This window comes from Herbaspirillum sp. AP02, from assembly GCF_015767275.1.
Classification (GTDB): domain Bacteria; phylum Pseudomonadota; class Gammaproteobacteria; order Burkholderiales; family Burkholderiaceae_D; genus Herbaspirillum.
The window spans coordinates 51781-77082 of record NZ_JADWMY010000006.1 but is presented as its reverse complement, the minus strand read 5'-3'; the positions used below and the strand labels follow the sequence as shown (position 1 = coordinate 77082).

At 63.2% G+C, this 25302-nt stretch carries 22 protein-coding genes; 11 read left to right on the top strand and 11 right to left on the bottom strand.

Going from position 1 to position 25302, the window contains the following annotated elements; genetic code table 11:
* The first annotated feature begins 143 nt into the window (after window positions 1–143).
* The 7 genes from I5R65_RS13765 (at window position 144) to xth (ending at window position 6884) form a co-directional block, all read left to right on the top strand.
* The gene (locus I5R65_RS13765) at window positions 144–1664 is read left to right on the top strand and encodes a leucyl aminopeptidase (RefSeq protein ID WP_180668213.1); all 1521 of its coding nucleotides are present in this window, start codon (window positions 144–146) and stop codon (window positions 1662–1664) included.
* A 261-nt stretch (window positions 1665–1925) separates the two neighbouring features.
* Window positions 1926–3044, top strand: a complete 1119-nt coding sequence (locus I5R65_RS13760) for an alkene reductase (RefSeq protein WP_180668212.1) — start codon at window positions 1926–1928, stop codon at window positions 3042–3044.
* Between the two features lie 208 nt (window positions 3045–3252).
* Window positions 3253–4029, top strand: a complete 777-nt coding sequence (locus tag I5R65_RS13755; protein WP_180668211.1) for a MipA/OmpV family protein — start codon at window positions 3253–3255, stop codon at window positions 4027–4029.
* 461 nt (window positions 4030–4490) lie between these two features.
* On the top strand, window positions 4491–5063 hold the full coding sequence (locus tag I5R65_RS13750; protein ID WP_180668210.1) for an FxDxF family PEP-CTERM protein: 573 nt from the start codon (window positions 4491–4493) through the stop codon (window positions 5061–5063).
* Between the two features lie 257 nt (window positions 5064–5320).
* Entirely contained in the window at window positions 5321–5608 is a 288-nt protein-coding gene (locus I5R65_RS13745; protein ID WP_180668209.1) for a type II toxin-antitoxin system RelE/ParE family toxin, read from the top strand.
* 12 nt (window positions 5609–5620) lie between these two features.
* Window positions 5621–5932 (top strand): HigA family addiction module antitoxin, encoded by a 312-nt coding sequence (locus tag I5R65_RS13740; RefSeq protein ID WP_180668208.1) that lies wholly within the window; start codon window positions 5621–5623, stop codon window positions 5930–5932.
* 184 nt (window positions 5933–6116) lie between these two features.
* Window positions 6117–6884 (top strand): exodeoxyribonuclease III, encoded by a 768-nt coding sequence (xth, locus tag I5R65_RS13735; RefSeq protein ID WP_180668207.1) that lies wholly within the window; start codon window positions 6117–6119, stop codon window positions 6882–6884.
* Between the two features lie 38 nt (window positions 6885–6922).
* On the opposite strand, the gene I5R65_RS13730 is transcribed toward xth, so the two are convergent.
* From I5R65_RS13730 to prpB, 6 genes are all read right to left on the bottom strand, one after another.
* On the bottom strand, window positions 6923–7195 hold the full coding sequence (locus I5R65_RS13730) for a hypothetical protein (RefSeq protein ID WP_102664331.1): 273 nt from the start codon (window positions 7193–7195) through the stop codon (window positions 6923–6925).
* Window positions 7195–7698 carry an arsinothricin resistance N-acetyltransferase ArsN1 family B gene (locus I5R65_RS13725; protein WP_006712791.1) on the bottom strand — a complete coding sequence of 168 codons (504 nt, stop codon included), beginning with the start codon at window positions 7696–7698 and terminating at the stop codon, window positions 7195–7197. Before I5R65_RS13725 ends, I5R65_RS13730 begins: the two co-directional genes overlap by 1 nt.
* Window positions 7699–7804: 106 nt before the next feature.
* Complete coding sequence (locus I5R65_RS13720) at window positions 7805–9691, bottom strand: propionate--CoA ligase (RefSeq protein ID WP_180668206.1); 1887 nt, start codon at window positions 9689–9691, stop codon at window positions 7805–7807.
* A 346-nt stretch (window positions 9692–10037) separates the two neighbouring features.
* A complete protein-coding gene (locus tag I5R65_RS13715; protein ID WP_180668205.1) occupies window positions 10038–10466 on the bottom strand; it encodes a hypothetical protein in 429 nt (142 codons plus the stop codon).
* A gap of 248 nt (window positions 10467–10714) precedes the next feature.
* A complete protein-coding gene (gene prpC / locus I5R65_RS13710) occupies window positions 10715–11869 on the bottom strand; it encodes a 2-methylcitrate synthase (RefSeq protein ID WP_180668204.1) in 1155 nt (384 codons plus the stop codon).
* Between the two features lie 49 nt (window positions 11870–11918).
* Window positions 11919–12809 (bottom strand): methylisocitrate lyase, encoded by an 891-nt coding sequence (prpB, locus tag I5R65_RS13705; RefSeq protein ID WP_180668203.1) that lies wholly within the window; start codon window positions 12807–12809, stop codon window positions 11919–11921.
* Between the two features lie 340 nt (window positions 12810–13149).
* Here prpB and prpR point away from each other — a divergent pair, with 340 nt between their 5' ends.
* Both prpR and I5R65_RS13695 read left to right on the top strand, forming a co-directional pair.
* Window positions 13150–14808: a propionate catabolism operon regulatory protein PrpR gene (gene prpR / locus I5R65_RS13700; RefSeq protein ID WP_180668202.1), complete on the top strand. Its 1659-nt coding sequence runs from the start codon at window positions 13150–13152 to the stop codon at window positions 14806–14808.
* Window positions 14809–15062: 254 nt separating this feature from the next.
* Entirely contained in the window at window positions 15063–16346 is a 1284-nt protein-coding gene (locus I5R65_RS13695) for an MFS transporter (protein WP_180668201.1), read from the top strand.
* Window positions 16347–16530: 184 nt separating this feature from the next.
* Here I5R65_RS13695 and ntrC read toward each other — a convergent pair whose 3' ends face one another.
* The 3 genes from ntrC to glnA form a co-directional block, all read right to left on the bottom strand.
* Entirely contained in the window at window positions 16531–18030 is a 1500-nt protein-coding gene (gene ntrC, locus I5R65_RS13690; protein WP_180668200.1) for a nitrogen regulation protein NR(I), read from the bottom strand.
* 136 nt (window positions 18031–18166) lie between these two features.
* The gene (gene glnL / locus I5R65_RS13685) at window positions 18167–19240 is read right to left on the bottom strand and encodes a nitrogen regulation protein NR(II) (RefSeq protein WP_180668199.1); all 1074 of its coding nucleotides are present in this window, start codon (window positions 19238–19240) and stop codon (window positions 18167–18169) included.
* 198 nt (window positions 19241–19438) lie between these two features.
* Window positions 19439–20854 (bottom strand): type I glutamate--ammonia ligase, encoded by a 1416-nt coding sequence (gene glnA / locus I5R65_RS13680; RefSeq protein WP_180668198.1) that lies wholly within the window; start codon window positions 20852–20854, stop codon window positions 19439–19441.
* 486 nt (window positions 20855–21340) lie between these two features.
* Between glnA and I5R65_RS13675 the strand changes: the two genes are divergently transcribed.
* Window positions 21341–21802 carry a rhodanese-like domain-containing protein gene (locus tag I5R65_RS13675; protein ID WP_180668197.1) on the top strand — a complete coding sequence of 154 codons (462 nt, stop codon included), beginning with the start codon at window positions 21341–21343 and terminating at the stop codon, window positions 21800–21802.
* A 20-nt stretch (window positions 21803–21822) separates the two neighbouring features.
* Here the strand turns inward: I5R65_RS13675 and I5R65_RS13670 are convergent, their stop codons facing one another.
* Together I5R65_RS13670 and I5R65_RS13665 are read right to left on the bottom strand one after the other, a co-directional pair.
* Window positions 21823–22527: a response regulator gene (locus I5R65_RS13670; RefSeq protein ID WP_231395175.1), complete on the bottom strand. Its 705-nt coding sequence runs from the start codon at window positions 22525–22527 to the stop codon at window positions 21823–21825.
* Between the two features lie 23 nt (window positions 22528–22550).
* Window positions 22551–23273: a response regulator transcription factor gene (locus I5R65_RS13665; protein WP_180668196.1), complete on the bottom strand. Its 723-nt coding sequence runs from the start codon at window positions 23271–23273 to the stop codon at window positions 22551–22553.
* A 501-nt stretch (window positions 23274–23774) separates the two neighbouring features.
* Here I5R65_RS13665 and I5R65_RS13660 point away from each other — a divergent pair.
* Window positions 23775–25289, top strand: a complete 1515-nt coding sequence (locus I5R65_RS13660; RefSeq protein ID WP_180668195.1) for a DUF1800 domain-containing protein — start codon at window positions 23775–23777, stop codon at window positions 25287–25289.
* Window positions 25290–25302: the final 13 nt, after the last annotated feature.

The following is a 25302-nucleotide window of genomic DNA, read 5'->3' as shown; positions in this document are numbered from 1 at the left end:
GAATTGTCTCTGGTATCGGGGTCAATGAATCGGTGGCCTGGCCCTGCGACGCATCCGGAACTGGCCGAGCTGGCCGAACTCACGCGCGCGTGGCGTCGAAATGGGCTCTATAATCGCCAGGTAATTCATACAAAGGACGAACGATGGACTTTAGCACAAAAACATTGGACGCAAAAACCGCCGTGACCGCCGTCAAGACCGGCGCGCTGGTCGTTGGCATCTATGAAAACCGCAAGCTGTCCAAGGCAGCCGGGGCACTGGACAAGCTGGGCGCGATCAGCGCCGCGCTGAAGTCGGGCGACATTTCCGGCAAGCCGGGCTCGACCCTGCTGCTGCGCGGCGTCACCGGCATCGCCGCTGAACGCATCGTGCTGCTGGGCCTGGGCGCCGACGAAGAGATCGCCGACAAGAGCTTCGCCGCCGCCAGCGCCGGCCTGGTGCGCTGCCTGGCCACCCTGGGCTGCGACGACGCCGCCCTGGCCCTGCCCTTCGATGGCATCAAGGGCCGCGACCTGGCCTGGGCCATCCGCAACGTGGTACTGGCCGGCCGCGACGCAATCTATCGTTCCGATACCCTGAAGAGCAAGAAGGACCCCGCTCCCACCGGCGTCAGGAAGATCACCCTGCTGGTGAACGCCGCCGACGGCGTGGCCGCCAAGGCAGCTCTGGGCGAGGCCGTGGCCCTGGCCAACGGCATGGCGCTGACCAAGGAACTGGGCAACCTGCCCGGCAACGTCTGCACCCCGACCTACCTGGCCAATACCGCCAAGAAGCTGGCCAAGGAATTCAAGCTGGGTGTGGAAGTGCTGGACCGCAAGCAACTGGAAGCCCTCAAGATGGGCAGCTTCCTGTCGGTCACCAACGGCAGCGACCAGCCGCCCAAGTTCATCGTATTGAAGCACCTGGGCGGCAAGTCCAAGGACGCCCCGGTGGTGCTGGTGGGCAAGGGCATCACCTTCGACACCGGCGGCATCTCGCTCAAGCCGGGCCTGAACATGGACGAGATGAAATACGACATGTGCGGCGCCGCCTCGGTGCTGGGCACCTTCCGTACCATCGCCGAACTGGGCCTGAAGCTCAATGTCATCGGCGTCATCCCGACCTGCGAAAACATGCCCTCCGGCCGCGCTACCAAGCCGGGCGACATCGTCACCTCGATGTCCGGCCAGACCATCGAAGTGCTCAACACCGACGCCGAAGGCCGCCTGATCCTGTGCGACGCCCTGACCTACGTGGAGCGCTTCAAGCCAGCCGCCGTGATCGACATCGCCACCCTGACCGGCGCCTGCGTGGTGGCCCTGGGCCATCACAACACGGGCCTGTTCACCCGTGAAGACGAGGCCCACGACCAGTTGGCCAATGGCCTGCTGGCCGCTGGCCGCGACAGTGGCGACACCGCCTGGCGCATGCCGATCCAGGAGGTCTACCAGGAGCAGTTGAAGTCCAACTTCGCCGACATCGCCAACATCGGCGGCCAGCCGGGCGGCAGCGTCACCGCCGCCTGCTTCCTGGAGCGCTTCACCCGCAAGTACACCTGGGCCCACCTGGACATCGCCGGCACCGCCTGGAAGAGCGGCGCCGCCAAGGGCGCCACCGGCCGCCCGGTGCCGCTGCTGACCACCTGGCTGCTCGGCCAGGCGCGGGCCCGCTCGGCACGCGGCTGAGGCGATTCCAAACGAGCTCAGGCGGGCCCACCAAGGTAGCCCGCCAGATGCCGTAACGGCCACCGCGCAAGCGGTGGCTTTTTTTCGTCCCGGCGCCATGCATTACCCTTCGGCAAGAACAGGTCATACGACCGGCCGCCAGCAAGCAAAGCGCTTCCCGTCTAGACTGTTGATCCATTTTCGGAACGCTGCCGATCCGCCGTGGTCGGTAACAGGGTCGACCACTGTCGCCCCCTTCAATGCCAACAAGAAAGGAACAGCATGACCAACGCCAATACCAGTGCCAACGTCCACGCCAGCAGTGACCTGTTCAAGCCCATGCAACTGGGTGCGGTGCAACTGCAGAACCGCATCGTCATGGCCCCGCTCACGCGCAGCCGCGCCCAGGCCGGCGATGTCCCCACGCCACTGGCGGCCGAGTACTACGCCCAGCGCGCTGGTGCCGGCCTGATCATCGCCGAGGCCACGCAGATTTCGCCGCAGGGCAAGGGCTACGCCTGGACTCCCGGCATCTATGACCAGGCCCAGGTGGCCGGCTGGAAGAAGATCACCGATGCCGTGCACGCCAAGGGCGGCCGCATCTTCCTGCAGCTCTGGCACGTGGGCCGCATCTCCCACCCTGACCTGCAACCCGGCAATGCCCTGCCGGTAGCGCCCTCGGCCGTCAAGCCCGAAGGCAACGCCTTCACCGAAAGCGGCTTCAAGCCCTTCGTCGAACCGCGTGCGCTGGAACTCTCCGAACTGCCCGCCCTCGTCGAGCAATACAAGACCGCCGCCCAGCTCTCCATGCAGGCCGGCTTCGACGGTGTCGAAATCCACGCCGCCAATGGTTATCTGCTGGACCAGTTCCTGCGCGACAAGACCAACCAGCGCACCGACGCCTACGGCGGCAGCATCGAAAACCGCGCCCGCCTGCTGCTGGAAGTGGTGGCCGCCGTCACCTCGGTCGTGCCCAGCGAACGCGTGGGCATCCGCCTGTCCCCGATCAGCCCGGCCAACGACATTGCCGACAGCGATCCCAAGGCCCTCTTCAGCTACGTGGTGCAGCAGTTGAACCGCTACAAGCTGGTCTACCTGCACGTGGTGGAGGGCGCGACCGGCGGCCCGCGCGAGGTGGCCGGGGGCTTCGACCTGCAGGTGCTGCGCGACCTGTTCCAGGGCATCTACATCGCCAACAACGGCTATGACCTGGAGATGGCCGTGAAGGCGCGCCAAGGCAACCTGGCCGACCTGGTGGCCTTCGGCCGCCCCTTCATCGCCAATCCCGACCTGGTGGAGCGCTTCAAGGCCGGCGCCGACCTGGCCGACTTCAACCAGGCCACGCTGTATGGTGGCGGCGCCGAAGGCTATACCGACTACCCGCCGATGCAAGCGTCCTGAGGCTTCGTCGCTGACGAAGGCTGAAGAAGGCTCAACACGCGCCGACAATGGCCTGCCGCAATGGCAGGCCATTGTTCATCGTTGTTCATTGCCACGTTGCCCCGGCTGTTGCTGACCGGCCGCATCTGGCCAGCACCCCGGCACGCAAGCCGCCGGGGCAGCCTGACGACCGCTACAATGCCATCTGGCTCCACCACCACTGCCTATCATGAAAACAATACTCGCCACCCTGACCCTGGCCTGCTGCGCCCTGCCTGCACTGGCCCAGCAAGCCGACACCAGCGCAAGCAATACCGCGAGTGCCGATCCGCTGCAACTGCACGACCGCATCACCGGTGACCTCGGTGCCGGCGCCTACCGGCTCGAACGCAACGGCCTCGACCGCAGTGCCCGCAACACGGTCCTGCCCTACACCTACTTCGACTACGGGCGTTTCTTCGCCCGCCTCGACACCTTCGGCATCAAGACCGCGCGCATGGGCTACGGCTACCTGGAGCTGGCCGGACGCGTCGACCTGCAAGGCTTCGATGCCGACCGCGGCCTGCAACGTCGTTCCGATCCCATCCCGCTGGGCCTGGGCACCTACCAGGAAACCCCGTTCGGCGCCTTCTTCCTCAACGTCTTCCGTGACTTCAACAAGTCCCATGGCACCCTGGCCGAAGCCATCTATGCCGCCCAGTTCGATGTCGGACCGGTGAGCTTCTACCCACAGGTCGGCGTCGAATATCGCAGCGCCAGCTACAACGATTATTTCTTCGGCGTCTCGGCCAGCGAATCCGCCGCCAGCGGCGTGCGTCAGTACCGCGCCGGCGCGTCCACCAGTCCCACCCTGGGATTGGCTGCCGATGTGCCGCTCACCGGCGACTGGCACCTGAACCTGCACTGGCGTCGCAAGTGGCTCGACAACAGCGTCAGCGACAGTCCGCTGGTACGCCGCCATACCGACGACACCGCCATCGTGGCAGTAAGCTACCGCTTCAAGTAATCCCTCCCCACCTGGCTCTGCAGGGTCATTACGGCCACTGCAGAGCTTGCCTCTTAAGGCCGAGCTTGATCAAGCTCGACCTCATCCACAAGTGCAGATTTTCCGACGCCTCTTTCGCTGCGCTTTTCCAACTGGCGGGAACGCCTGAGCGCTTCAAAAACTTAGTTTCTGCACCCAAACAAATCCACACAGAAATTTAAGCTCATCGTCGGAAACCCTTTACCAGAGCGACTTCCAGGAATCCTACAGCGCAACACCTGTTACCTGTAAAACGTAATAATCAGTTGTAAAAGTTAGTATTTTTCTATTATTCTCTGCACGTCCCGTCGAACAAAAATCAAAAACAGGGACACCCCGCGTCGACCTCGCCAACATCAATAACAAAACCCGTCGACGTAAAAAATCCCCCTTGCAGTGCTTTCAAAATCAACCAATCAATCGAACCCGAAAGAGGTATCCCAATGAAAAAACTGTTGAGCAGTTTCCTGATCGCGTCCGCGTTCGTCGCCATGGCATCCTCGGCCAGCGCAGCCGATCTGGAACGCACGCGTGCACTGGTCTGGACCGACGCCACGTCGACCTTCAGCGCCCGCTATGGCGACAACACCACCGGCCAGACCTTCCTGGAAAACTTCACCTTCAACGTCGGCGGTGCTGGCACTGCGGTGTCGTCGGCCCTGGTCTCGATCGCACTGGATGGTCTCTCCCGCGTGGGCATCAGCAGCTTTACGCTCAGCGGCAATGGTCAGACCTACACCGGCACCCAGCTCTCCAGCGGTGACCTGCAGACCTTCAGCCTGCGCACCAACGGCCTGACCGGCGGTCTGTACACCCTGTCGGTAGCGGGTACTGTCCTGGGTTCGGCGGGCGGCAGCTTCGCTGGCAACATCAGCGTGGCACCGGTACCGGAAGCCTCCACCACCGCCATGATGATCGGCGGCCTGGGCCTGGTCGGCTTCGCCGCCTACCGTCGCCGCCGCAAAGCCGGTGATGACGGCGCGCAGATGACCAGCGCGCAGATGATGCCGGCTTGATCGTCGCCGCACTCTGATCGTTGACAAGCGCGAGGGGAACGGCCGCAAGGCCGTTCCCCTTGTCGTAGCTATCGTCGGTGGGACGCTATGCCACTTGTCAGCTGGTACGCATGCTCAGCACGCTCAATTAAATAAATCTATAGAAATTACATAAATCGATAGCATCAATACCAAGTGCATGTGAAACTTTTATCGTACGGCCCCACCTAACATTCATAACGCTTGACGCATAACGCTCAACGTTATACGGTATCTCCATGATACTTAGCTTCCGATGCCAAGACACCGAAGCGCTGTTTCAAGGGCGCGCCGTCGCAAGATTTTCAAACTTCCGCAAAGTCGCAGAACGCAAGCTTCAGATGCTTGATTCGGCGTCGACGCTGGACTACCTGCGCTCGCCCCCGGGAAACCGCCTGGAAGCGCTCTCCGGCAGCCGCGCCGGCCAGCACAGTATCCGAATCAACAGCCAATACCGCATTTGCTTCGTCTGGCACGACCAAGGTGCTGTCGGCGCTGCAAACGTGGAGATTGTTGACTACCACTGAGAGGGAAACATCATGAATGCACCAGTCAACGGAATGCGCCCCATCCATCCGGGCGAAATACTGCGGGAAGAATATTTAGCTGAACTGAACATGAGCGGCAACGCGCTGGCCAAGGCACTGCGCGTCGACGCGCCTCGCATTTCTGCGATCCTGCGGGAAGAGCGCGCTGTGACTATTGATACGGCATTGCGCCTGGCCCGTTTTTTTGGCGGCGATGCCCAGTCCTGGCTCAATCTGCAATTGGCTTACGATCTCAAGATGGCTGAAATTGAGCTTGCGGGACGTATCGCCGAAGAGGTGCAGCCATTGGCTCGCGCCGCGTGAGGGACGCCCCGATATCGCTCCACCCGCAGAACAGGGCCAGCTGCTGATGCTATAGTGGCGCCCCAGCAATACTTTGCGCGCACGTCCACGCCTTCCAGGGTGAGTAGCCAGGTGGGTAGCCAGGCAGATCTTCCAGCTACCCATACCGCGCAAAGCCGCGCCACAAAAGGAATTTGCAACCACCATGAAAATCGCCACCTGGAACGTCAACTCCCTCAAGGTCCGCCTGTCTCAGGTCCTGAAATGGCTGGAAGAAAATCCGGTCGACGTGCTCTGCCTGCAGGAAACCAAGCTCACCGACGACAAGTTTCCCGCCGCCGAGATCGCCGCCGCCGGTTATCTGGTCGAATTCTCGGGCCAGAAGACCTATAACGGCGTGGCCATCCTGTCGCGCCATCCGATGAGTGGCGTGGTCAAGAACAACCCCTTGTTCCCGGACGAGCAGCAGCGCATCATCGCCGCCACCATCGAGGGCGTGCGCTATGTCTGCGCCTATATTCCCAACGGGCAGTCGCTGGAGTCCGAAAAGTATCCCTACAAGCTGAACTGGCTGGCGGCGCTACACGAATGGCTGGCGCAGGAGAAGGCCAAGAACCCGCGACTGGCGCTGCTGGGCGACTACAATATCGCGCCCGAAGACCGCGATGTGCACGATCCGGTGGCCTGGCAAGGTCAGGTGCTGGTGTCGGAGCCGGAACGCGAGGCCTTCCGCAAGCTGCAGGCGCTGGGCCTGACCGACTCCTACCGGTTGTTCGAACAGCCGGAGAAGATGTATAGCTGGTGGGATTACCGGCAGATGGGTTTCCGCCTCAATCGTGGCCTGCGGATCGACCACATCCTGCTGTCCGAAGAGCTGGTGCCGCGTTGTACCGCCTGCGTCATCGACAAGGTGCCGCGCAAGTGGGAGCAGCCTTCCGACCACGCGCCGGTGATTGCGACGCTGGCCGACTGACGCCGCCCAGGTGCAAGCCGGTATCGACGGACGCCACCTCAGGGTGGCGTTTGTTCTTTCTTGTTGCGCATGTTCTTTTCGAACTGCACATCGAGCTTGCTGACACGCTTGGCCTTCTGCGGTCCTTGGGCGTTGACGAAGCTGACGAAGTCGTCCAGTTCCATGGCTTCATTGAGCTTTTCCAGCGGCTGGCCGGCCACGCGGCGGGTCAGGATGAAACGCTCATCGGAGGTGCGCAGCATGGAATACTCGCGCGATTCGGTGCGGGTGTTCAGGCGCTCGATGGCGCTGGCGGCGCGGGTCGATCTCATCATTGGGCCTCTTGCAATTTGAGCTGCCAGTAACCGACGTCGATCCAGCGTCCCATCTTGTAGCCGACCTCGCTGAAGACGCCGCATTTCACGAAGCCCAGGCTCTCGTGCAGGGCCACGCTGGCCGCATTGGGCTGGGCGATGCCACCGATGACCAGATGCACGCCCAGGGGTTTCAACTGCGCGAACAGCTCACCGTACAGCAGCTTGCCGATGCCGCGTCCGCCGGCGTCGTGACGCAGGTAGACCGAGCTTTCCACCGAGCGCTGGTAGGCCGCGCGCGGCTTCCATTTGCTGGCGTAGGCATAGCCCAGCACCTCGCCCTCCTGTTCGAACACCAGCCAGGGGAACTGCGCCTGCACATCCGCAATACGGGCGGCCATGCCCTCGACAGTCACAGCTTCGGTCTCGAAACTGATGACGGTGGTGTCGACGTAGTGGTTGTAGATGCCACAGATGGCAGCGGCGTCGGCGGCAGTGGCCGGGCGGATTGAGGGATGCATGACCGGAAGCTTTGAAGAGGGACGATGGGATGAAGTTGCCAGTGTAACCAAATTACGGCATCAGCGGCGGCCAGGTCCGGTATCGGCCGCCGCTTGCTGGCAGGGATCAGTCGCGCAGCGCCAGTCTCACCTGCTCCAGCGCTGCCGGGTCCTCGATGGTGGGCAGGTCGCCCGGATCACGACCTTCGCAGATCGACTGGATGGCTCGCCGCAGCAGCTTGCCTGAGCGCGTCTTGGGCAGGCCGGTGACGAAGAACACCCGTGCCGGGCGGCCGACTGCGCCGATCTGCTTGTCGACCACACCCATGATCTCGGCTTCCAGCGCCTTCCTCTGCTCCGGGGTGGCAATCGCGTCAGCCTGTTTGGCGATGGCGAAGGCAATCGCCACCTGCCCCTTCAACTTGTCTTCCACGCCGACCACGGCCACTTCGGAGACGTTGGGATGGCTGGAGATGCTCTCCTCGATCTCGCGGGTCCCCAGGCGGTGGCCGGCGACGTTGATGACGTCGTCGGTGCGACCGAGGATGAAGTAGTAGCCATCCTGGTCCTGGATGCCCCAGTCGAAGGTGGAGTAGACCTCCCGCGGCAGGCTGCGCCAGTAGGTGTTGACGAAGCGCGCATCGTCGCCGTACACGGTCTGCATGCAGCCCGGCGGCAGCGGGCCTTCGATGGCGACCACGCCCTTCTGGCCGGCCGCGCAGGGCTCGCCGCTGGCTTCGTCGAGGATGGCCAGGCGGTAGCCCGGCATGGGCACGCCGGGACTGCCAAGGCGGGTGGGCTTGTCGCTGATGCCCTTGGCAATCGAGATGATGGGCCAGCCCGATTCGGTCTGCCAGTAGTTATCGATCACCGGCACCTTCAGCGCCGCCGAGATCCAGTTGGAGGTGGTCTCGTCCAGCGGTTCACCGGCCAGGTAGAGCGCCTTGAGCGAAGAGGTGTCGTAGCGCTCCATGCATTCGGCCGGCTGTTTCTTGAGCACGCGGATGGCCGTCGGTGCGGAGAACATGCGGGTCACCTGGTACTTCTCGACGATGCTCCACCAGATGCCGGCGTCAGGCCGGATCGGCAGGCCTTCGTAGAGCACGGTGGCCATGCCGGCGATCAGCGGGCCATAGACGATGTAGGAGTGACCCACCACCCAGCCGATGTCGGAGGTGCAGAAATAGGTCTCACCCGGCTTGCCGCAGAAGATGTGCTGCATGGACGACGCCAGCGCCACCGCATAGCCGCCCACGTCACGCTGCACGCCCTTGGGCTTGCCCGTGGTGCCGGAGGTGTAGAGCACGTAGCTGGTTTCATTGGACTCCAGCCAGGTCACCGGCACCGGCCGGTCCAGGTGCTGTGCGCGCAGGACGGCGTAGTCGACGTCGCGTTCCGGCGTGCGCGCCATCGGCGCCAGGCCGCGATCGACCAGCAGCACACGCTGCGGCTTGTGCTGGGCCAACTGGATAGCATCGTCCAGCAGGCCCTTGTAGGGAATCACCTTGCCACCTCGCGAGCCGGCATCGGCCGAGACGATCAGGCGCGGCTGCGCGTCGTCAATACGCGAAGCCAGGCTGTTGGACGCAAAGCCGCCGAACACCACCGAATGCACCGCCCCGATGCGGGCGCAGGCCAGCATGGCGAACACCGCCTCGGCGATCATGGGCATGTAGATCAGCACCCGGTCGCCGCGCTGCACGCCCAGGGCCAGCATGGTGGCGGCCATGGCCTGGACTTCGCGATGCAGTTCGGCGAAGTCGTAGACGCGCTCGCTGTTGGTCTCGGTGGAGATGGCGATCAGCGCTGCCTGCGAGGCGCGTTCGGCCAGGTGACGATCGACCGCGTTGTAGCAGAGATTGGTCTTGCCGCCGATGAACCAGCGCGCAAAGGGCGCACGCGAATAATCGAGGGTGCGGGTGAAGGGTTCATCCCAGTGGATGCGCTGCGCTTCCTCGGCCCAGTAAGTGTCGGGATGCTCGATGGAGCGGCGATAGAAATCCTCGTATTGCATGACGTCTCCTCATGTCTTTCGTATTGGAAAACTGTTTTCGCCCTGGACATGCGTGGTCTGCGGGTCGATCGTCGCTGGCTTGATACCGGGTGCCGTCCTGCAGCACCCCCTGTCCGGCCTTCATGCGACGTTTGATCCAGTCTTGCACCTGAAGCTTACGGGTGGCTGAATTCGCCCAGCCGGCGCCGCTTTGCGGCTGATGCAGATCAAGCGCGGCGACGAAAAAAGCGGATGCGATATCACCGGTACGAGACCGGCGACATGCCAGAAGAAGAGGAAACGAAGGAGGTGGGAGAAACGCGCCGCGGTCAGCTCATCGCCACGGCACGCTGCACAGAGGATGCAATCAGCGCGTGCGGCAATCGTTGGCGAGCTGCTGCCCGATCTTGGAATTGAGCAGCATGGACTTCGACGGAATCTGGATCCACACCAGGCCTTCGCCCTTGTTCTCCAGTCGCACTGCACCGGTCGAGGTGCTGACCGGGTTCATCATGTAGCTGTTGCCCTTCCACACCAGCGTGACGCCATCGGTCACCCGGCCATCCATGCGGATGTCGACCTTGTTGCCCATCTCGCAGCTGAAGGCGCCGGTCTTGAGCTGGGTCGCCCAGCTGGGCTGGGTGGCCGCTGGCGCCTGCAGCAACTGCGGCAAGACCGGCTTGGTGTCGCTGACCGGTACCGGGGTGTTGGAAGAACAGGCGGCCAGCACGGCACTGGCGGCCGCGCACAGGCAGACCTGCTTGAAAAGACGACGGGAAGCGATGGCAGCAATCATCGGATGATCCATGGAGAGTCGGGGATGAGGACGGGCCGAAAACGGCCCGACCGCATCTTAGCAAGTAATTACACCGGACTCGACCACATGTAACGCTTGTTACAAATCCGGAAGGCGACGGCCGCTCACGCGGGCCGTCGCTTCCATCGCTGCACTGCTGCACTGCTGCACTGCTGCACTGCTGCACTATTGCACTGCGGCGCTACTGCTCCCCTTGCTCCCTTCCCCTACCCTGCTGCCCGCTCCCCTTACTTGCGCTTGGCGATGGGCACGAACTTCAGATCTTCCGGGCCGACATAGTTGGCCGACGGGCGGATGATCTTGTTGTCGATGCGCTGCTCGATGATGTGCGCCGCCCAGCCCGAGGTGCGGGCAATGACGAACAGCGGCGTGAACATCGCGGTGGGCACGCCCATCATGTGGTACGACACGGCCGAGAACCAGTCCAGGTTGGGGAACATCTTCTTGATGTCCCACATGACCGTTTCCAGGCGTTCGGCGATGTCGAACATCTTGGTCGAGCCGGCTTCCTTGGAGAGCTTGCGCGCCACTTCCTTGATGACCTTGTTGCGCGGGTCGGAGATGGTGTAGACCGGGTGACCGAAACCGATCACCACTTCCTTGTTTTCGACACGACGGCGGATGTCGGCTTCGGCTTCGTCCGGGTTGTCGTAGCGCTTCTGGATCTCGAAGGCCACCTCGTTGGCGCCACCGTGCTTGGGGCCGCGCAGCGCGCCGATGGCGCCGGTGATGGCCGAGTGCATGTCCGAGCCGGTGCCGGCGATGACGCGACCGGTGAAGGTGGAGGCGTTGAACTCGTGCTCCGCATACAGGATCAGCGAGGTGTGCATAGCCTTTTCCCAGGACTCGGAGGGCTTCTCGCCGTGCAGCAGGTGCAGGAAGTGGGCGCCGATGGAATCATCATCGGTTTCCACTTCGATGCGGTTGCCGTTGTGGCTATAGTGGTACCAGTACAGCAGCATGGAACCGAGCGAGGCCATCAGGCGGTCGGCGATGTCACGGGCGCCGGGGGTGTTGTGGTCATCCTTCTCCGGCAGCACGCAACCCAGCGCCGAGACGCCGGTGCGCATCACGTCCATCGGGTGCGAGGCCGCGGGCAGCCACTCCAGCGCCGCCTTGACGTTGGCCGGCAGGCCGCGCAGGGCCTTGAGCTTGGCCTTGTAGGCGCGCAGTTCGGCGCTGGTGGGCAGCTTGCCATGCACCAGCAGGTGGGCGATCTCTTCGAACTCGCAGCTGTCGGCCACGTCCAGGATGTCGTAGCCGCGATAGTGCAGGTCATTGCCGGTCTTGCCGACGGTACACAGGGCGGTGTTGCCGGCGGTGACGCCGGAGAGGGCAACGGACTTCTTGGGCTTGAAACCTGCGGCTTGTTGTTCGCTCATCGTGTTCTCCTCGTAGCGTGTTCGGTGAAAACTGAATTATCGGAAGGAATTACTTGTTCTTCTGCTGGGCAAACAGCGCATCCAGGCGCTGCTCGTAGCTGTGGTAGTCGATGCGGTCGTACAGTTCCATGCGGGTCTGCATGGTATCGACCACGTTCTTCTGGGTACCGTCACGGCGGATCGCCTGATAGACGTTCTCGGCCGCCTTGTTCATGGCGCGGAAGGCCGACAACGGATAGAGCACCAGGCCGACGTCGGCGCCCTTCAGTTCGTCCACGGTGAACAGTGGAGTCGAGCCGAACTCGGTGATGTTGGCCAGGATCGGCACCTTCACCGCATTGGCGAACTGCTTGTACATGCCCAGGTCGGTGATGGCTTCCGGGAAGATCATGTCGGCGCCGGCTTCGACGCAGGCCACGGCACGCTCGATGGCGGCCTCCAGCCCTTCCACGGCCAGCGCATCGGTACGCGCCATGATCACGAAGTTCTCATCGGTACGGGCATCCACGGCGGCCTTGATGCGGTCCACCATTTCCTGCTTGCTGACGATTTCCTTGCCCGGGCGGTGACCGCAGCGCTTGGCGCCGACCTGGTCTTCGATGTGCATGGCGGCGGCGCCGAACTTGATCATCGACTTCACGGTGCGGGCCACGTTGAAGGCCGAGGCGCCGAAGCCGGTATCGACATCCACCAGCAGCGGCAGGTCGCACACGTCGGTGATGCGGCGCACGTCGGTGAGCACGTCGTCCAGATTGGAAATGCCGAGGTCAGGCAAGCCCAGGGAACCAGCCGCGACCCCACCACCGGACAGGTAGATCGCGCGGAAGCCGGCACGCTTGGCCAGCAGGGCGTGATTGGCGTTGATCGCGCCGATCACTTGCAAGGGGGATTCTTCCTGGACGGCCTGGCGGAACGCTGCGCCTGCGGAGTGGAGAGCCATGATGGACACCTTCTGTAAGGGTTGCTGGAGGTAGCGGACTATGGAGGGCCTTATTGCAACGGCCGTGCCATCGCACTGCAACATCCTGCGAAACCTGGCAGGCCTCTTTTGGGCTTATATGAAACTTCCTTCCAGATCAATGACTTGCGAACGAACATGGCATTCCTGCCACGCCAGCAGGCAGGCCGGACGGGCAGTCCAGAGGCATGCCCCCCTGTTTCATCAGTGTTACACTAACGTTTCACTGAAACATGGTGAACGTTTCTTCCTGGCTGGCTTCAGGCCTTTCCAGCCACCCTGAGTCGTCGTCAATCACCCTCAGCCACCCAGCGCCACGCCCATGAAACGCCCTGCCCCCACCGACCGCCACGCCGACAAACCTGTGATCTGGACCGCTTCGGTGTCGCGCCTGTCGGAGCTGTTCCGTGACATCACGCTGGAGTTCGACGCCCTGGCCGACATCGAGCCCATCCACCTGGGGTTCGACGAGGCCGTGCGCGAGATCCGCGAGCGCCTGGCCACGCAGCGCTGCGACGTGGTCATCTCGGCCGGCTCCAACGGCGCCTACCTCAAGAGCCGGCTGCCGGTGCCGGTGGTGGTGGCGCGCGCCAGCGGCTTCGACGTGATGCAGGCGCTGGCGCGGGCGCGCCAGATCACCACCCGCATCGGCCTGGTCAGCTATCAGGAAGAGATGCCGGCACTGGCCGAGTTCCAGCAGATGTTCGGACTGGACATCGCCCAGCGCACCTATGCCACCGAAGAAGATGCGCGGGCCGTGGTCAATGAACTGAAGGCCGGTGGCATCGAGGCCGTGGTGGGGGCCGGCCTCATCACCGACCTGGCCGAAGAGGCGGGCATGCACGGCATCTTCCTGTACTCCTCGGCCACGGTGCGCCAGGCCTTCGAGGATGCACTGGAACTGGCGCGCCTGACGCAGCTTGAGAGCAGCCGTGGCCCGCTCCTGCCGGTGGCCGACAGCCTGCGCGCGCGCCATCACCTCAAAGACCTGCGGGGCGACTCGGCCGCCATGGAAACGGTACGGCAATCGATCACACTGTTTGCCCGTTCACCGGCCAGCGTGCTGATCCAGGGCGAGACCGGCACCGGCAAGGAGCTGGCGGCGCAGGCCATCCATCGCGCCCATCCGCTGATGCAGGGCAAGACCCAGGCAAGCCATCCCTTCGTGGCCATCAATTGCGGCGCACTGGCCGAGTCGCTGCTGGAGTCCGAACTGTTCGGCTATGAAGAAGGTGCGTTTACCGGTTCGCGTCGGGGCGGACGCGCCGGCGTGTTCGAGGCGGCCCATCGCGGCACGCTGCTGCTGGATGAGATCGGCGAGATGCCGCTGCCTCTGCAGACCCGCCTGCTGCGCGTGCTGGAAGAGCGCGAGGTGGTACGCGTCGGCGGCACGCGGCCGATCCCGGTGCAGGTGCGCATCATCAGCGCCACCCATTGCGACCTGGAGGCCAAGGTGCGCGAAGGACGTTTCCGGGCCGACCTGTATTACCGGCTCAGCGTGCTGCGCCTGCCCCTGCCGCCGCTGCGCGCACGCAGCGAGGATGTGCCGGCACTGGCCGAATGGCATCTCAAGCATGCGCTGGCGGCGCTGGATGCCCGCCCGCATGCCAACCTGGGTGCGGAAATCCTGCGTTGCTCGCCGCTGCTGTGCGCCTACGCCTGGCCGGGCAATGTGCGCGAACTGCGCAACCTGATGGAACGGCTGGCCCTGTTCCTGGCGGCCGAACCGCTGCAGGCGCTGACCCCGGCTTTGATCCTGCGGGTCGCACCGGAACTGGGGCAGCACGCCAGCATGGCAAGCGCGACCGCGCAGGAGGCAGATGTCATCACGGCCGCGCCTGACGATGCGCAGATCCAGGCCGTGCTGCGCCGCTATCGCGGCAATCGCGCTGCCGCCGCACGCCATCTGGGGATGAGCCGGACCACCCTGTGGCGCCGCTTGAAGCAGTTATCGGATGAGGTCGACGAAGCTCAGCAATGAGCCATCTGGCGTCAATCATTTACCCGATGCGACAGGCTTCCTGCGTCCTGATAATCCACCGCAGCGCGCCTTGACAGCCCCGCACTGCGGCGCCTATCCTCGCCCGCTGTAACGCCCACGGCCGACCGCATTTGCCCCGTGAGCGTGACAGGGAGCCCATAACCATCATTCAACCAGCCAGGCAGTCGTCCGCCCCGCCCGGGCGAGACCGACGCGCTGCTCCTCCATCCACAGCTATCCATCAGGGAGTCTCCATGACCAGCAACACCACGGCGCCTGGCGCCGCCACCACGCATCCGCAGGCGCGGCGCGCGATCATCTCGTCTTCCATCGGCAATGCGCTCGAATGGTTCGACATCCTGATCTACGGCGCCTTCGCCGTGGTCATCGCCAAGCAGTTCTTCCCCACCGGCGACGACAGCGTTTCGCTGCTGCTGACCTTCGCCACCTTCGGCGTGTCCTTCTTCATGCGTCCGCTGGGCGCGGTGGTGCTGGGCGCCTATTCCGACCGCGCTGGCCGCAAGGCCGCACTGATGCTGTCGATCATGCTCATGACCGTCGGCACGGCCATGATCGCCTTCATGCCCAGCTACGCCAGCATCGGCCTGCTGGCACCGGCCGGCATTGCGCTGGGCAAGATGATCCAGGGTTTCTCGGCCGGTGGCGAGTTCGGCAGCTCCACCGCCTTCCTGGTGGAACACGCACCGCATCGCCGTGGTTACTTCTCCAGCTGGCAGGTGGCCAGCCAGGGCATCAGCCTGTTGCTGGCGGCCATCTTCGGTGCCGTGCTCAACAACATGCTCACGCCTGAACAACTGGCCTCCTGGGGCTGGCGCGTGCCGTTCTTCTTCGGCCTGCTGATCGCACCGGCCGGCATCTACATCCGTCGTCACCTGGATGAAGCACCGGAATTCAAGGAATCCAGCGAAAAGACCAATGCCCCCCTGCGCGACACCTTCACCAGCCAGAAGCTGCGCCTGCTGATCGGCTCGGGCAGCGTCATCATGGCCACCGTCTCGGTCTACCTGTCGCTGTACATCCCGACCTACGCGGTCAAGCAGCTGGGCCTGCCGGCCTGGTCGTCGTTCGCCGCGATGTCGGTGGCCGGCCTGATCATGTTCATCGGTTCGCCCCTGGTGGGCGCGGCCTCCGACAAGATCGGTCGCACCCCCTTCATGATCGTCAGCAGCGCCCTGTACATCGTGCTGACCTATCCGATGTTCGTGTTCCTGACCAACTCGCCGGGCTTCCTGCAACTGCTGTTGCTGCAGACCGTGATCGGCGTGCTCATGACCATGTACTTCGCGGCCATGCCGGCCCTGCTGGCCGACATCTTCCCGGTGGCCACGCGTGGCACCGGCATGTCGCTGGCGTATAACATCGCCGTGACCATCTTCGGTGGTTTCGCCGGCCTGATCATTACCTGGCTGATCGACTTCACCGGCAACAAGCTCTCGGTGAGCTACTTCGTCATCTTCGGCGCAGTGCTGAGCCTGATCGCTTCGGTGGCGGCGCGTTATGTGCTGAAGCTGCGCTAAGCGGCGATCGCGTAAATGATATAAATCATTTCCCCGTCACTGCGACGGGAGAAAATAAAAATGGCCTGGATCGCGAGATCCAGGCCATTTCCTTTTTTGTTTGCCGCCGCCCCTTCCCCTTGTCTGTCCTGCCCACGCGGCGGCACGCGGGCAAGCCTCCCTGCTTGACCTCACGTATCGACGATCAATCGTCCTCGGCGCCGCCGATGCCCAGCTCCTGGATCTTGCGGGTGATGGTGTTGCGGCCGATGCCCAGGCGCACGGCGGCGTCGTTCTTGCGACCGTGGGTGTGCTTGAGGGCGATCTTGATCAGCGCGGCTTCGAACTGGCGACCGAGGATGTCCATCACCTCCGGCTGCTCCGAGGCCAGCATCTGCGCGGCTTCGGTTTCCAGTAGCGAGATCCAGTTGCCGGCGGCGGCTTCCACCGGTACCGCGCCTGCCGACAGCTCGGGCTGGGCCAGCGGTGCGGCCGCACCGGCAGACGAGGCCGGTGCCGACACGGTCTGCGCCGGCTGCGGTGCATGCACGCGTTCTTCCACCAGGTCCTGTGGCAGGTCCTTGATTTCCACGGTCTGGCCCGGCGCCATCACGGTGATCCAGTTGCACAGGTTTTCCAGCTGGCGCACGTTGCCGGCGAATTCCAGTTGCGTCAGGAACTGCATCGCCTGCGGTGACAGGCGCTTGGCTTCCACGCCCAACTGGCGGGCACTCTGGGTGAGGAAGTAGCGCGCCAGGATGGGAATGTCTTCGCTGCGCTCGCGCAGGCTGGGCAGGCGCAGGCGGATGACGTTGAGGCGGTGGTACAAGTCCTCGCGGAACAGGCCCTCGCGCACCCGGTGCTCCAGGTTCTGGTGGGTGGCGGCGATCACGCGCACATTGGCCTTGAGCGATTGGTGGCCGCCGACACGATAGAAGTGGCCGTCGGAGAGCACACGCAACAGACGCGTCTGCAGGTCCAGCGGCATGTCGCCGATTTCGTCGAGGAACAGAGTGCCGCCCTCGGCCTGCTCGAAGCGGCCACGGCGCATGGCTTGCGCACCGGTGAAGGCGCCGCGTTCATGGCCGAACAGTTCGGATTCCAGCAGGTCCTTCGGGATGGCCGCCGTGTTCAATGCCACGAAGGGCTGGCTGGCGCGCGGGCTGTGCTTGTGCAGGGCACGTGCCACCAGCTCCTTGCCGGAGCCGGACTCGCCGGTGATGAGCACCGTCACGTTCGACTGCGACAGGCGACCGATGGCGCGGAACACGTCCTGCATGGCCGGCGCCTGGCCGAGGATTTCGGGGGTCTGGGCAGCGCCTTGCTCGATATCGGTTTCGCGCAGGCTTTCATCGAGTGCGCGGCGAATCAATTCGACCGCCTTGTCGACGTCGAAGGGCTTGGCCAGGTATTCGAAGGCGCCGCCCTGGAAGGCCGAGACCGCCGAGTCCAGATCCGAGAAGGCGGTGATGATGATCACCGGAATCCCGGGATGCTTGGCCTTGACGGTCTGCAGCAGTTCCAGCCCGGAGGCGCCTGGCATGCGGATGTCGGAAACCAGCACTTGCGGCGTGCCGTTCTGCAGGGCCGCCATGGCATCGCGTGCGCTGGAAAAACTCTGCGTGGCGAGATTTTCTCGGGCCAGTGCCTTTTCCAGCACCCAGCGTATCGATTCGTCGTCGTCAACAATCCAGATCGGTTTCATAAATAGCTTTTTCCTGCGTTGGTCATGCTGTTAATGCTCCCGTGGCCACGCCGCTTCTGGCGCCGTGCCACAGCCCCCATGATGACGGGATGCCTTCCGTCATTCCGGCTTTGGCGCGCCGCCTGCGGCCATGGGCTCACGGCAGCGGTATAAGTATTCTGAAATCGGTACAACCCGGCCGGCTGTCGCATTCGATCACGCCCATATGCTGATGCACGAAGGTCTGCGCCAGGGTCAGCCCCAGTCCGCTACCACCTTCCCGACCCGACACCAGGGGATAGAAGATTCTTTCCTGGATGTCTGGCGGAATACCCGGACCGTTATCGATGATATGCAAGTCTAGTGCCAGCCGGTATCTGACCTTGGATAGCGTCACCTGGCGGGAAACACGGGTGCGCAGGATCAGCTCGGCGTCACCCGCACGGATGCGGTCGGCCAGGGCCTGGGCCGCGTTGTGGACGATGTTCAGTACCGCCTGGATCAACTGCTCCTTGTCGCCCCGAAAGTCGGGGATGGAGAGGTCATAGTCGCGCTTGATGGTCAGGCCCTGCGGGAACTCGGCCATCACCAGGCTGCGCACGCGCTCGCACACTTCGTGGATGTTGACGTCGCCCACGATGTGCGGATGGCGGTGCGGCGCCAACAGGCGATCGACCAGGGTCTGCAGGCGGTCGGCTTCCTTGATGATGACCTGGGTGTATTCGCGCAATTCCTTGAGGTGGCGCTCGGGCAGTTCCAGCTCCAGCAATTGGGCCGCGCCACGGATACCGCCCAGCGGATTCTTGATCTCGTGGGCCAGGTTGCGGATCAGCTCCTTGTTGGCCTGGCTCTGGTCGAACATCCGCTCTTCACGGTCCAGCTTGAGTTGCTGCACGTTTTCGCGCAGCTCCAGCAGGACCGGCATGTCGGTGCTGTCCAGCGGCGTGACGATGGTATGCACCTGCAGCGGTTCGCGGTTGGCGCGTTCCAGTACCAGGTCCAGGCGCTTGTCGGCGAACTGGTGTTCGATGGCCTGGTAGAACAGCGCTGTCAGCTCCTTGCCATTGAGGAAGAGCTCCGAGAGCTTCTGCTGCGAGAGCACCTTGAAGGAGCTCTCCAGCAGGTTCTCGGCGGCGGCATTGGCGTAGACGATACCGCCGGCGGCGTCCAGGATGATGACGGCCGAGGCCAGCAGGTCAAGACCATCGAGGGAAGGAAGAGGTGTCTTCATGGGAGGATTCGTGATGCCTGGGGTCATGTCGTCTTGCTTGGAATTGCACGGACTTGCGCAGTCATTGCGGAGTCATTGATTAGTCGTCGAGCAATCCTGACTAGCAATTTCCGGGCGCACTTCCCGTCCATGGGCCGCGCCGCTGCGCATAAAAAAAGGGGAAGCAAGCTTCCCCTTTTTCTCCGGATGCGGATTCGATTACAGCGAGTAGTACATATCGAATTCGATCGGGTGCGTGGTCATGCGGAAGCGTTGGACTTCCTGCATCTTCAGCTCGATGTAGGCATCGATCATGCTGTCGGTGAACACGCCACCACGGGTCAGGAACTCGCGGTCCTTGTTCAGGTGATCCAGGGCTTCGTCCAGCGAGGCGCAGACGGTCGGGATCAGCTTGTCTTCTTCCGGCGGCAGGTGGTACAGGTCCTTGGTCGCAGCTTCGCCCGGGTGGATCTTGTTCTGCACGCCATCCAGACCGGCCATCAGCAGAGCCGAGAAGCACAGGTACGGGTTGGCCAGGGGATCCGGGAAGCGGGTTTCGATACGACGGCCCTTCGGGTTGGCGACGTGGGGGATACGGATCGAGGCCGAACGGTTACGGGCCGAGTAGGCCAGCTTGACCGGGGCTTCGAAGCCGGGGACCAGACGCTTGTAGGAGTTGGTGCCGGGGTTGGTGATCGCGTTGAGTGCCTTGGCGTGCTTGATGATGCCGCCGATGTAGTACAGCGCGAATTCCGACAGGCCGGCGTAGCCGTCGCCTGCGAACAGGTTCTTGCCATCCTTCCAGACGGATTGGTGCACGTGCATGCCGGAGCCGTTGTCGCCGACCAGGGGCTTGGGCATGAAGGTAGCGGTCTTGCCGTAGGTGTGGGCGACGTTCCAGATCACGTACTTCAGGGTCTGGGTCCAGTCAGCGCGCTCGACCAGGGTCGAGAACTTGGTGCCCAGTTCGTTCTGGCCAGCGCCGGCCACTTCGTGGTGGTGCACTTCGACGGGGATGCCCAGGGATTCCAGGATCAGGGACATTTCCGAACGCATGTCCTGGAAGCTGTCGACCGGGGGAACCGGGAAGTAGCCGCCCTTGACGGTCGGACGGTGGCCGGAGTTGCCGCCTTCGATCTTGGCGCCGGTGCTCCAGGAAGCTTCTTCGGAGTCGATCTTGACGAAGGAACCGGACATGTCGGCACCCCAACGCACGCCGTCGAAGATGAAGAATTCGGGTTCCGGACCGAAGTAGGCGGTGTCGCCCAGGCCGGAGGACTTCAGGTAGGCTTCAGCGCGCTTGGCGATGGAGCGCGGATCGCGGTCGTAGCCCTTGCCGTCGGACGGCTCGATCACGTCACATTGCATGAAGAGGGTGGTCTCTTCCATGAACGGGTCGATGTTGGCGGTGTTCGGGTCCGGGATCAGCAGCATGTCGGAGGCTTCGATACCCTTCCAGCCGGCGATCGACGAACCGTCGAAGGCGTGACCGGATTCGAACTTGTCGATGTCGAAATGCGAAACAGGCACGGAAACGTGCTGTTCCTTGCCACGGGTGTCAGCGAAACGGAAGTCGACAAACTTGACTTCGTTGTCCTTCACCATCTTCAAAACCTCTGCGGCCGTCCTTGCCATGCGAATCTCCTAAAACGAGGAAGTAGTATAAATTGGGGTGTGAGCCGTTTTCTGCGACTGGATCTTTGCATTTGATACAACGGTCTTGCGCCGAACTCAGTCGCGGATGATAGCAGATTCCATGCCATCGACCTTTCGGGTAGCCCGATAATGGAATATTTTAGGGAGGACGCGGCCAGACGGCCGTTCCCCGCGGTGCAGGAATCGGCGAATGACGCCTTATTTCGGTGCGCTTTCATCATTTTGCACCAAATAACATCATTATCAGGTCACACCGATCAATTTGCACATTATTGGTGCATTCGCCGTACTGGGCAGCCGCAGCCGCCCGCTGTCCGATGCACCGACTTGGAAATTGCCGAAATGTTTATATTGTTTAAAATCAAGTGTTTCCAGGTGTCGCGCGGCTGACCATGTCGACGGCCTCTACCCCGTGTTGACCCGTTCCGCGACTTTCACGACCATTTCTTCCCGAGATCGATTTCCATGAGCCCCCAAGACCTTCTCTCCAAAGCCCAGCAACGTGGTGCCGATGGCCAGTTACCCTATGCAGGCGCGATCACCCCGCAGGAAGCACTGGCCCTGATCCAGGCCGATCCGTCGGTGAAGCTGGTGGATGTCCGCACCCGCGCCGAGCGCGACTGGATCGGGACCGTGCAGATTCCGGCCGCCCAGCACCTGGCCGTGCAATGGAATCTCTATCCCGAGGGCAAGCCCAATTCGGAATTCCTGACGCAATTGAAGGAAGTCACCCTGCCCGATGACGTGCTGCTGTTCCTGTGCCGCTCCGGCGTGCGCTCCAAGCATGCGGCCAAGCTCGCCACGGAACATGGCTATACCCGTTGTTTCGACATCCTGGAAGGCTTCGAAGGCAACAAGGACGCTGCCGGTCATCGCAAGACAGTGGAAGGCTGGTGCTTCGGCGGGCTGCCCTGGGTGGGCGCCTGAAGCCGTACCGGAACCGCCAATCAGGACTGCAGGCTGCGCGCCTGCAGCGCATTGCCCAATGACTGCAGCAGCAGGCTGATCGCGTCGGCGGCGCCGGGGCCACCGAGCAGAGCTTCGTCCACGCATTCCAGCAAGGCCACGATCTCGGCCCGGCCCATGGTCAGCGCCGCGCCCCGCATGCGGTGGGTAAGCCGGCTCATGCGGGCGGCGTCGCCTTCCTCCCGCGCCTCCTGCAAGGCTTGCAGATCGTGCAGGGAGGTCGTCAGGAACAGCCGGTCCAGGTCCTGGTCGTGTTCTTCCTCGGGACTGGCGGCCTCGCTGTCCTCCCCCAGTTCGTGATCGCACCACAGCGCCAGCAGGCGGCGGATGGCCAGCGTCTGCAACGGCTTGTCGAGCATGCCGTCCATGCCGCTGTCCAGGCAGCGCTGTACGTGTGCGGGATCAGCTTCGGCCGAGATGCCGATCAGCGGGGTGTAGAGTCGCTCAGGCTGCGCCAGCTCCAGCTGGCGGACCTGGCGCGCCACATCCTGTCCCAGGATATCCGGCAGGAAGCAATCCAGCAGCACCAGCCCATAGGACCGGGCCTGGATCGCCGCCAGCGCAGCGGCGCCGTCGGCGACGCTGTCGACCTCGCAACCGAGCAGTTGCAGGCGGCTTTGCATCGCATACCGGATGGTCGCCGAGTCATCAACGAGCAGCACCCGCGGCCCACTGTCCTTCATCATTGCAACTCCCTATGTGGTGCGCTTTAGAGGTCCTTGATCTGGTATTCGATCTTGAACAGTTCGTTGTCGCTGCGCACGCCCAGCTTGCGGAAGGCCGATTGCTTCTGCCCGCTGATGGTCTTGACGCTGCGGGCAAACTTGTCAGCGATATCAGTCACCGACAAGCCATCCAGGCAGCAGCGCAAGACTTCGCGCTCGCGTGGCGACAGATTGGGCATGTCCGACAGCGAATCCGAGGAAGGCGGTGCGGTGCGCGCACGGCGCGCCGGACGCGCTTCCGACCTGCCGCCGGGTACCGGTTCGGCCACCTGCATGGCAGCCAGTTCACGGGTCAGGGCTGCATTGTGGTACTCACGCCCCAGCCCGATGGTGCGGATGGCCTGGATCAATTCGCCCAGCTCCTGCGACTTGCCCACGAAGCCCCGCGCACCGGCCTTCATGGCCATGGCCACGGTGGCCGCATTGTGATGCGCCGAGGTGACCAGGATCTTGCTGCGGGGGAAACGCACGCGCAACGCCCGGATCAGGTTCAGGCCATCGATGTCATTGCTGCCCAGCGAATAATCGATCAGCAGCAGGTCCGCCGGCGAAGCACGCAGCGCGGTCATCAATTCCTTGCTGGTGGCGAAGGCACCGACGACATCGAAGTCCGGCTCCTCGGCCAGTCGCTTGGCCAGCCCGTATCGAACCACGGCGTGGTCGTCAAGCAAGGCGATGCGCATCGCCGATGCCAGTGTCCATGTCATCCTTGCCCTTTGCTCTCTGTCATTGCTCGCTCATAGCCCGCTGGTGTGCCCCGAGGCATCTGCGCTCGCGCTGCGGCTCGTGAATTCAGCCCGTCAGCGGCGCGCCATTGTGATGCGGTGGCCTCGCGCCGGCAAGCTAAATCCGACTCCGGTTTTCGAAGGCGCTATTGTGGTGTAGCCCAGGCGCGAGGCGCATAAGAATCGTCTGAAAAATGTCGCGAGCTCGCAAAACTTCCTCGTTTTTCGAGAATGTGGTCTCTCGCACGGCAAGAGACTGATCAACAATCACAAGAAGCGTGTTGGAACGACAAGTATCCCGACAAGTCCCACAAGAGGTGTGCCTTCAGCGACGTGTCAGGTCGATGGTCTAGTCTCTGGAGCCAGTCTCTATGCCTATCGTCAGCCTCGCCCCGCATTACACTTTTTTACAGCCGTCAACTGAGGCTTTGCGCATACTCACTCAAGATTTCTCAACAAATTTCGAGACCACGAGGCTCATCCATGCGCCCGCTACGCCAGACGCCATTCTTGTTGTTGGCCTTGCTGACCTGCAGCCTGGCAGATGCCGCCACGTCGGCCGCCGAGGTCCCATTGTCGCAGTCCGAGCGCGCCCTGCACGTACTCAATCGCCTGGCCTACGGCCCACGCCCCGGCGCGCTGGAAGAGGTGGAGCAGATGGGCGTGAAGCGCTATATCGACCAGCAACTGCATCCCGAGCGCATTCCCCTGCCGGCCGACCTGCAGGCGCGGCTGGCGGCCCTGCCCGGGCTGCAGATGACAGCTGCGCAAGTGTTCGTCGATTATGGTCCGCCTTCCTTCGATCCAAAGGCCAGCAAGGAGGAACAGCAGGCCGCTCGCCAGCGAGCCCCGCGCGATCTGACCCCGCAGTTCCACATGGCACGCCTGCTACAGGCCACCGAAAGCCCACGTCAGCTGGAAGAAGTGATGACCGAGTTCTGGGCCAATCACTTCAACATCTTCGAAGGCAAGGAATGGGTGCGCTACTGGGTCGGCGACTATGAAAAGAATGCGATCCGTCCCTATGCCCTGGGCCACTTCCGCGACCTGCTGGGCGCCGTGGCGCATCACCCGGCGATGCTGTACTACCTTGACAACTGGCTTTCCAGCGGTGCCGGCACGCCCGGTGCGCGGGGCCGCTTCAAGGGGCTCAACGAGAACTACGCACGCGAACTGATGGAACTGCACACCCTGGGCGTGGATGGCGGCTACCAGCAGGCGGACGTCATCACGCTGGCACGCATCCTTTCGGGCTGGACCATCGACGTCAATGCCATGAAGGCCGGCGCGGCGCCCTTTACCTTCGCCGCCCAGCGTCATGATGAGGCACCCAAGGTCTTCCTCGGCAAGCCATTGGCGGCCAGCGGTTACCAGGAGGGTGAGGCGGCGCTGGATATCCTGGCCAGCCACCCGTCGACGGCACGCTTCATCTCCACCCAGCTGGTGCAGTATTTCGTCTCCGACCAGCCCGATCCGGCGTTGGTGCAAAAGCTCGCTCAGACCTTCCTGGCCACCCGTGGCGACATCCGCGCTGTGCTCAAGAGCTTGTTCGACAGCCCGCAGTTCTGGGCGCGCAGCAATTACCAGACGCAGTTCAAGACCCCCTACCAGTTCGTCATCTCCGCCCTGCGCGCGGGTGACATCCCGGTACGCAACAGCAAACCGGTCAATGGCGCGCTGGGCCAGTTCGGCATGCCCCTGTATGGCTGGCTCACGCCTGAAGGCTACAAATATTCCGAGGCTGCCTGGCTCAACCCGGACGCCCTGCTGCGCCGGATCAACTTCGCCGGCAACCTGGTCAACGGCAAGTCGCCGATCGCCCGCGCCGAAGGGGACCCCGTTCCTTCGAACGCCGAGGCGCGCCCGGTCGATCCGCAACAACTGCTGCGCACGCTGGGACCGGCGCTGTCGCCACAGACCGCCACCCGGATCACCAGTGCCCCCGGCAACATGCAGGCCGGCCTGATCCTGGGCAGTCCCGATTTCATGAAACGCTGATCCACCGCCGAGG

Excerpts from the sequence above, each read along its gene's own strand:
- I5R65_RS13765 (WP_180668213.1), top strand. The coding sequence starts at position 144 with ATGGACTTTAGCACAAAAACATTGGACGCAAAAACCGCCGTGACCGCC.
- prpB (WP_180668203.1), bottom strand. The coding sequence starts at position 12,809 with ATGGCTCTCCACTCCGCAGGCGCAGCGTTCCGCCAGGCCGTCCAGGAA.
- xth (WP_180668207.1), top strand. The coding sequence starts at position 6,117 with ATGAAAATCGCCACCTGGAACGTCAACTCCCTCAAGGTCCGCCTGTCT.
- I5R65_RS13725 (WP_006712791.1), bottom strand. The coding sequence starts at position 7,698 with ATGCATCCCTCAATCCGCCCGGCCACTGCCGCCGACGCCGCTGCCATC.
- ntrC (WP_180668200.1), bottom strand. The coding sequence starts at position 18,030 with ATGAAACCGATCTGGATTGTTGACGACGACGAATCGATACGCTGGGTG.
- I5R65_RS13720 (WP_180668206.1), bottom strand. The coding sequence starts at position 9,691 with ATGCAATACGAGGATTTCTATCGCCGCTCCATCGAGCATCCCGACACT.
- I5R65_RS13745 (WP_180668209.1), top strand. The coding sequence starts at position 5,321 with ATGATACTTAGCTTCCGATGCCAAGACACCGAAGCGCTGTTTCAAGGG.
- I5R65_RS13760 (WP_180668212.1), top strand. The coding sequence starts at position 1,926 with ATGACCAACGCCAATACCAGTGCCAACGTCCACGCCAGCAGTGACCTG.
- I5R65_RS13755 (WP_180668211.1), top strand. The coding sequence starts at position 3,253 with ATGAAAACAATACTCGCCACCCTGACCCTGGCCTGCTGCGCCCTGCCT.
- I5R65_RS13675 (WP_180668197.1), top strand. The coding sequence starts at position 21,341 with ATGAGCCCCCAAGACCTTCTCTCCAAAGCCCAGCAACGTGGTGCCGAT.
- I5R65_RS13740 (WP_180668208.1), top strand. The coding sequence starts at position 5,621 with ATGAATGCACCAGTCAACGGAATGCGCCCCATCCATCCGGGCGAAATA.
- I5R65_RS13670 (WP_231395175.1), bottom strand. The coding sequence starts at position 22,527 with ATGATGAAGGACAGTGGGCCGCGGGTGCTGCTCGTTGATGACTCGGCG.
- glnA (WP_180668198.1), bottom strand. The coding sequence starts at position 20,854 with ATGGCAAGGACGGCCGCAGAGGTTTTGAAGATGGTGAAGGACAACGAA.
- I5R65_RS13665 (WP_180668196.1), bottom strand. The coding sequence starts at position 23,273 with ATGACATGGACACTGGCATCGGCGATGCGCATCGCCTTGCTTGACGAC.
- I5R65_RS13695 (WP_180668201.1), top strand. The coding sequence starts at position 15,063 with ATGACCAGCAACACCACGGCGCCTGGCGCCGCCACCACGCATCCGCAG.
- I5R65_RS13660 (WP_180668195.1), top strand. The coding sequence starts at position 23,775 with ATGCGCCCGCTACGCCAGACGCCATTCTTGTTGTTGGCCTTGCTGACC.
- prpC (WP_180668204.1), bottom strand. The coding sequence starts at position 11,869 with ATGAGCGAACAACAAGCCGCAGGTTTCAAGCCCAAGAAGTCCGTTGCC.
- I5R65_RS13750 (WP_180668210.1), top strand. The coding sequence starts at position 4,491 with ATGAAAAAACTGTTGAGCAGTTTCCTGATCGCGTCCGCGTTCGTCGCC.
- prpR (WP_180668202.1), top strand. The coding sequence starts at position 13,150 with ATGAAACGCCCTGCCCCCACCGACCGCCACGCCGACAAACCTGTGATC.
- I5R65_RS13730 (WP_102664331.1), bottom strand. The coding sequence starts at position 7,195 with ATGAGATCGACCCGCGCCGCCAGCGCCATCGAGCGCCTGAACACCCGC.
- I5R65_RS13715 (WP_180668205.1), bottom strand. The coding sequence starts at position 10,466 with ATGATTGCTGCCATCGCTTCCCGTCGTCTTTTCAAGCAGGTCTGCCTG.
- glnL (WP_180668199.1), bottom strand. The coding sequence starts at position 19,240 with ATGAAGACACCTCTTCCTTCCCTCGATGGTCTTGACCTGCTGGCCTCG.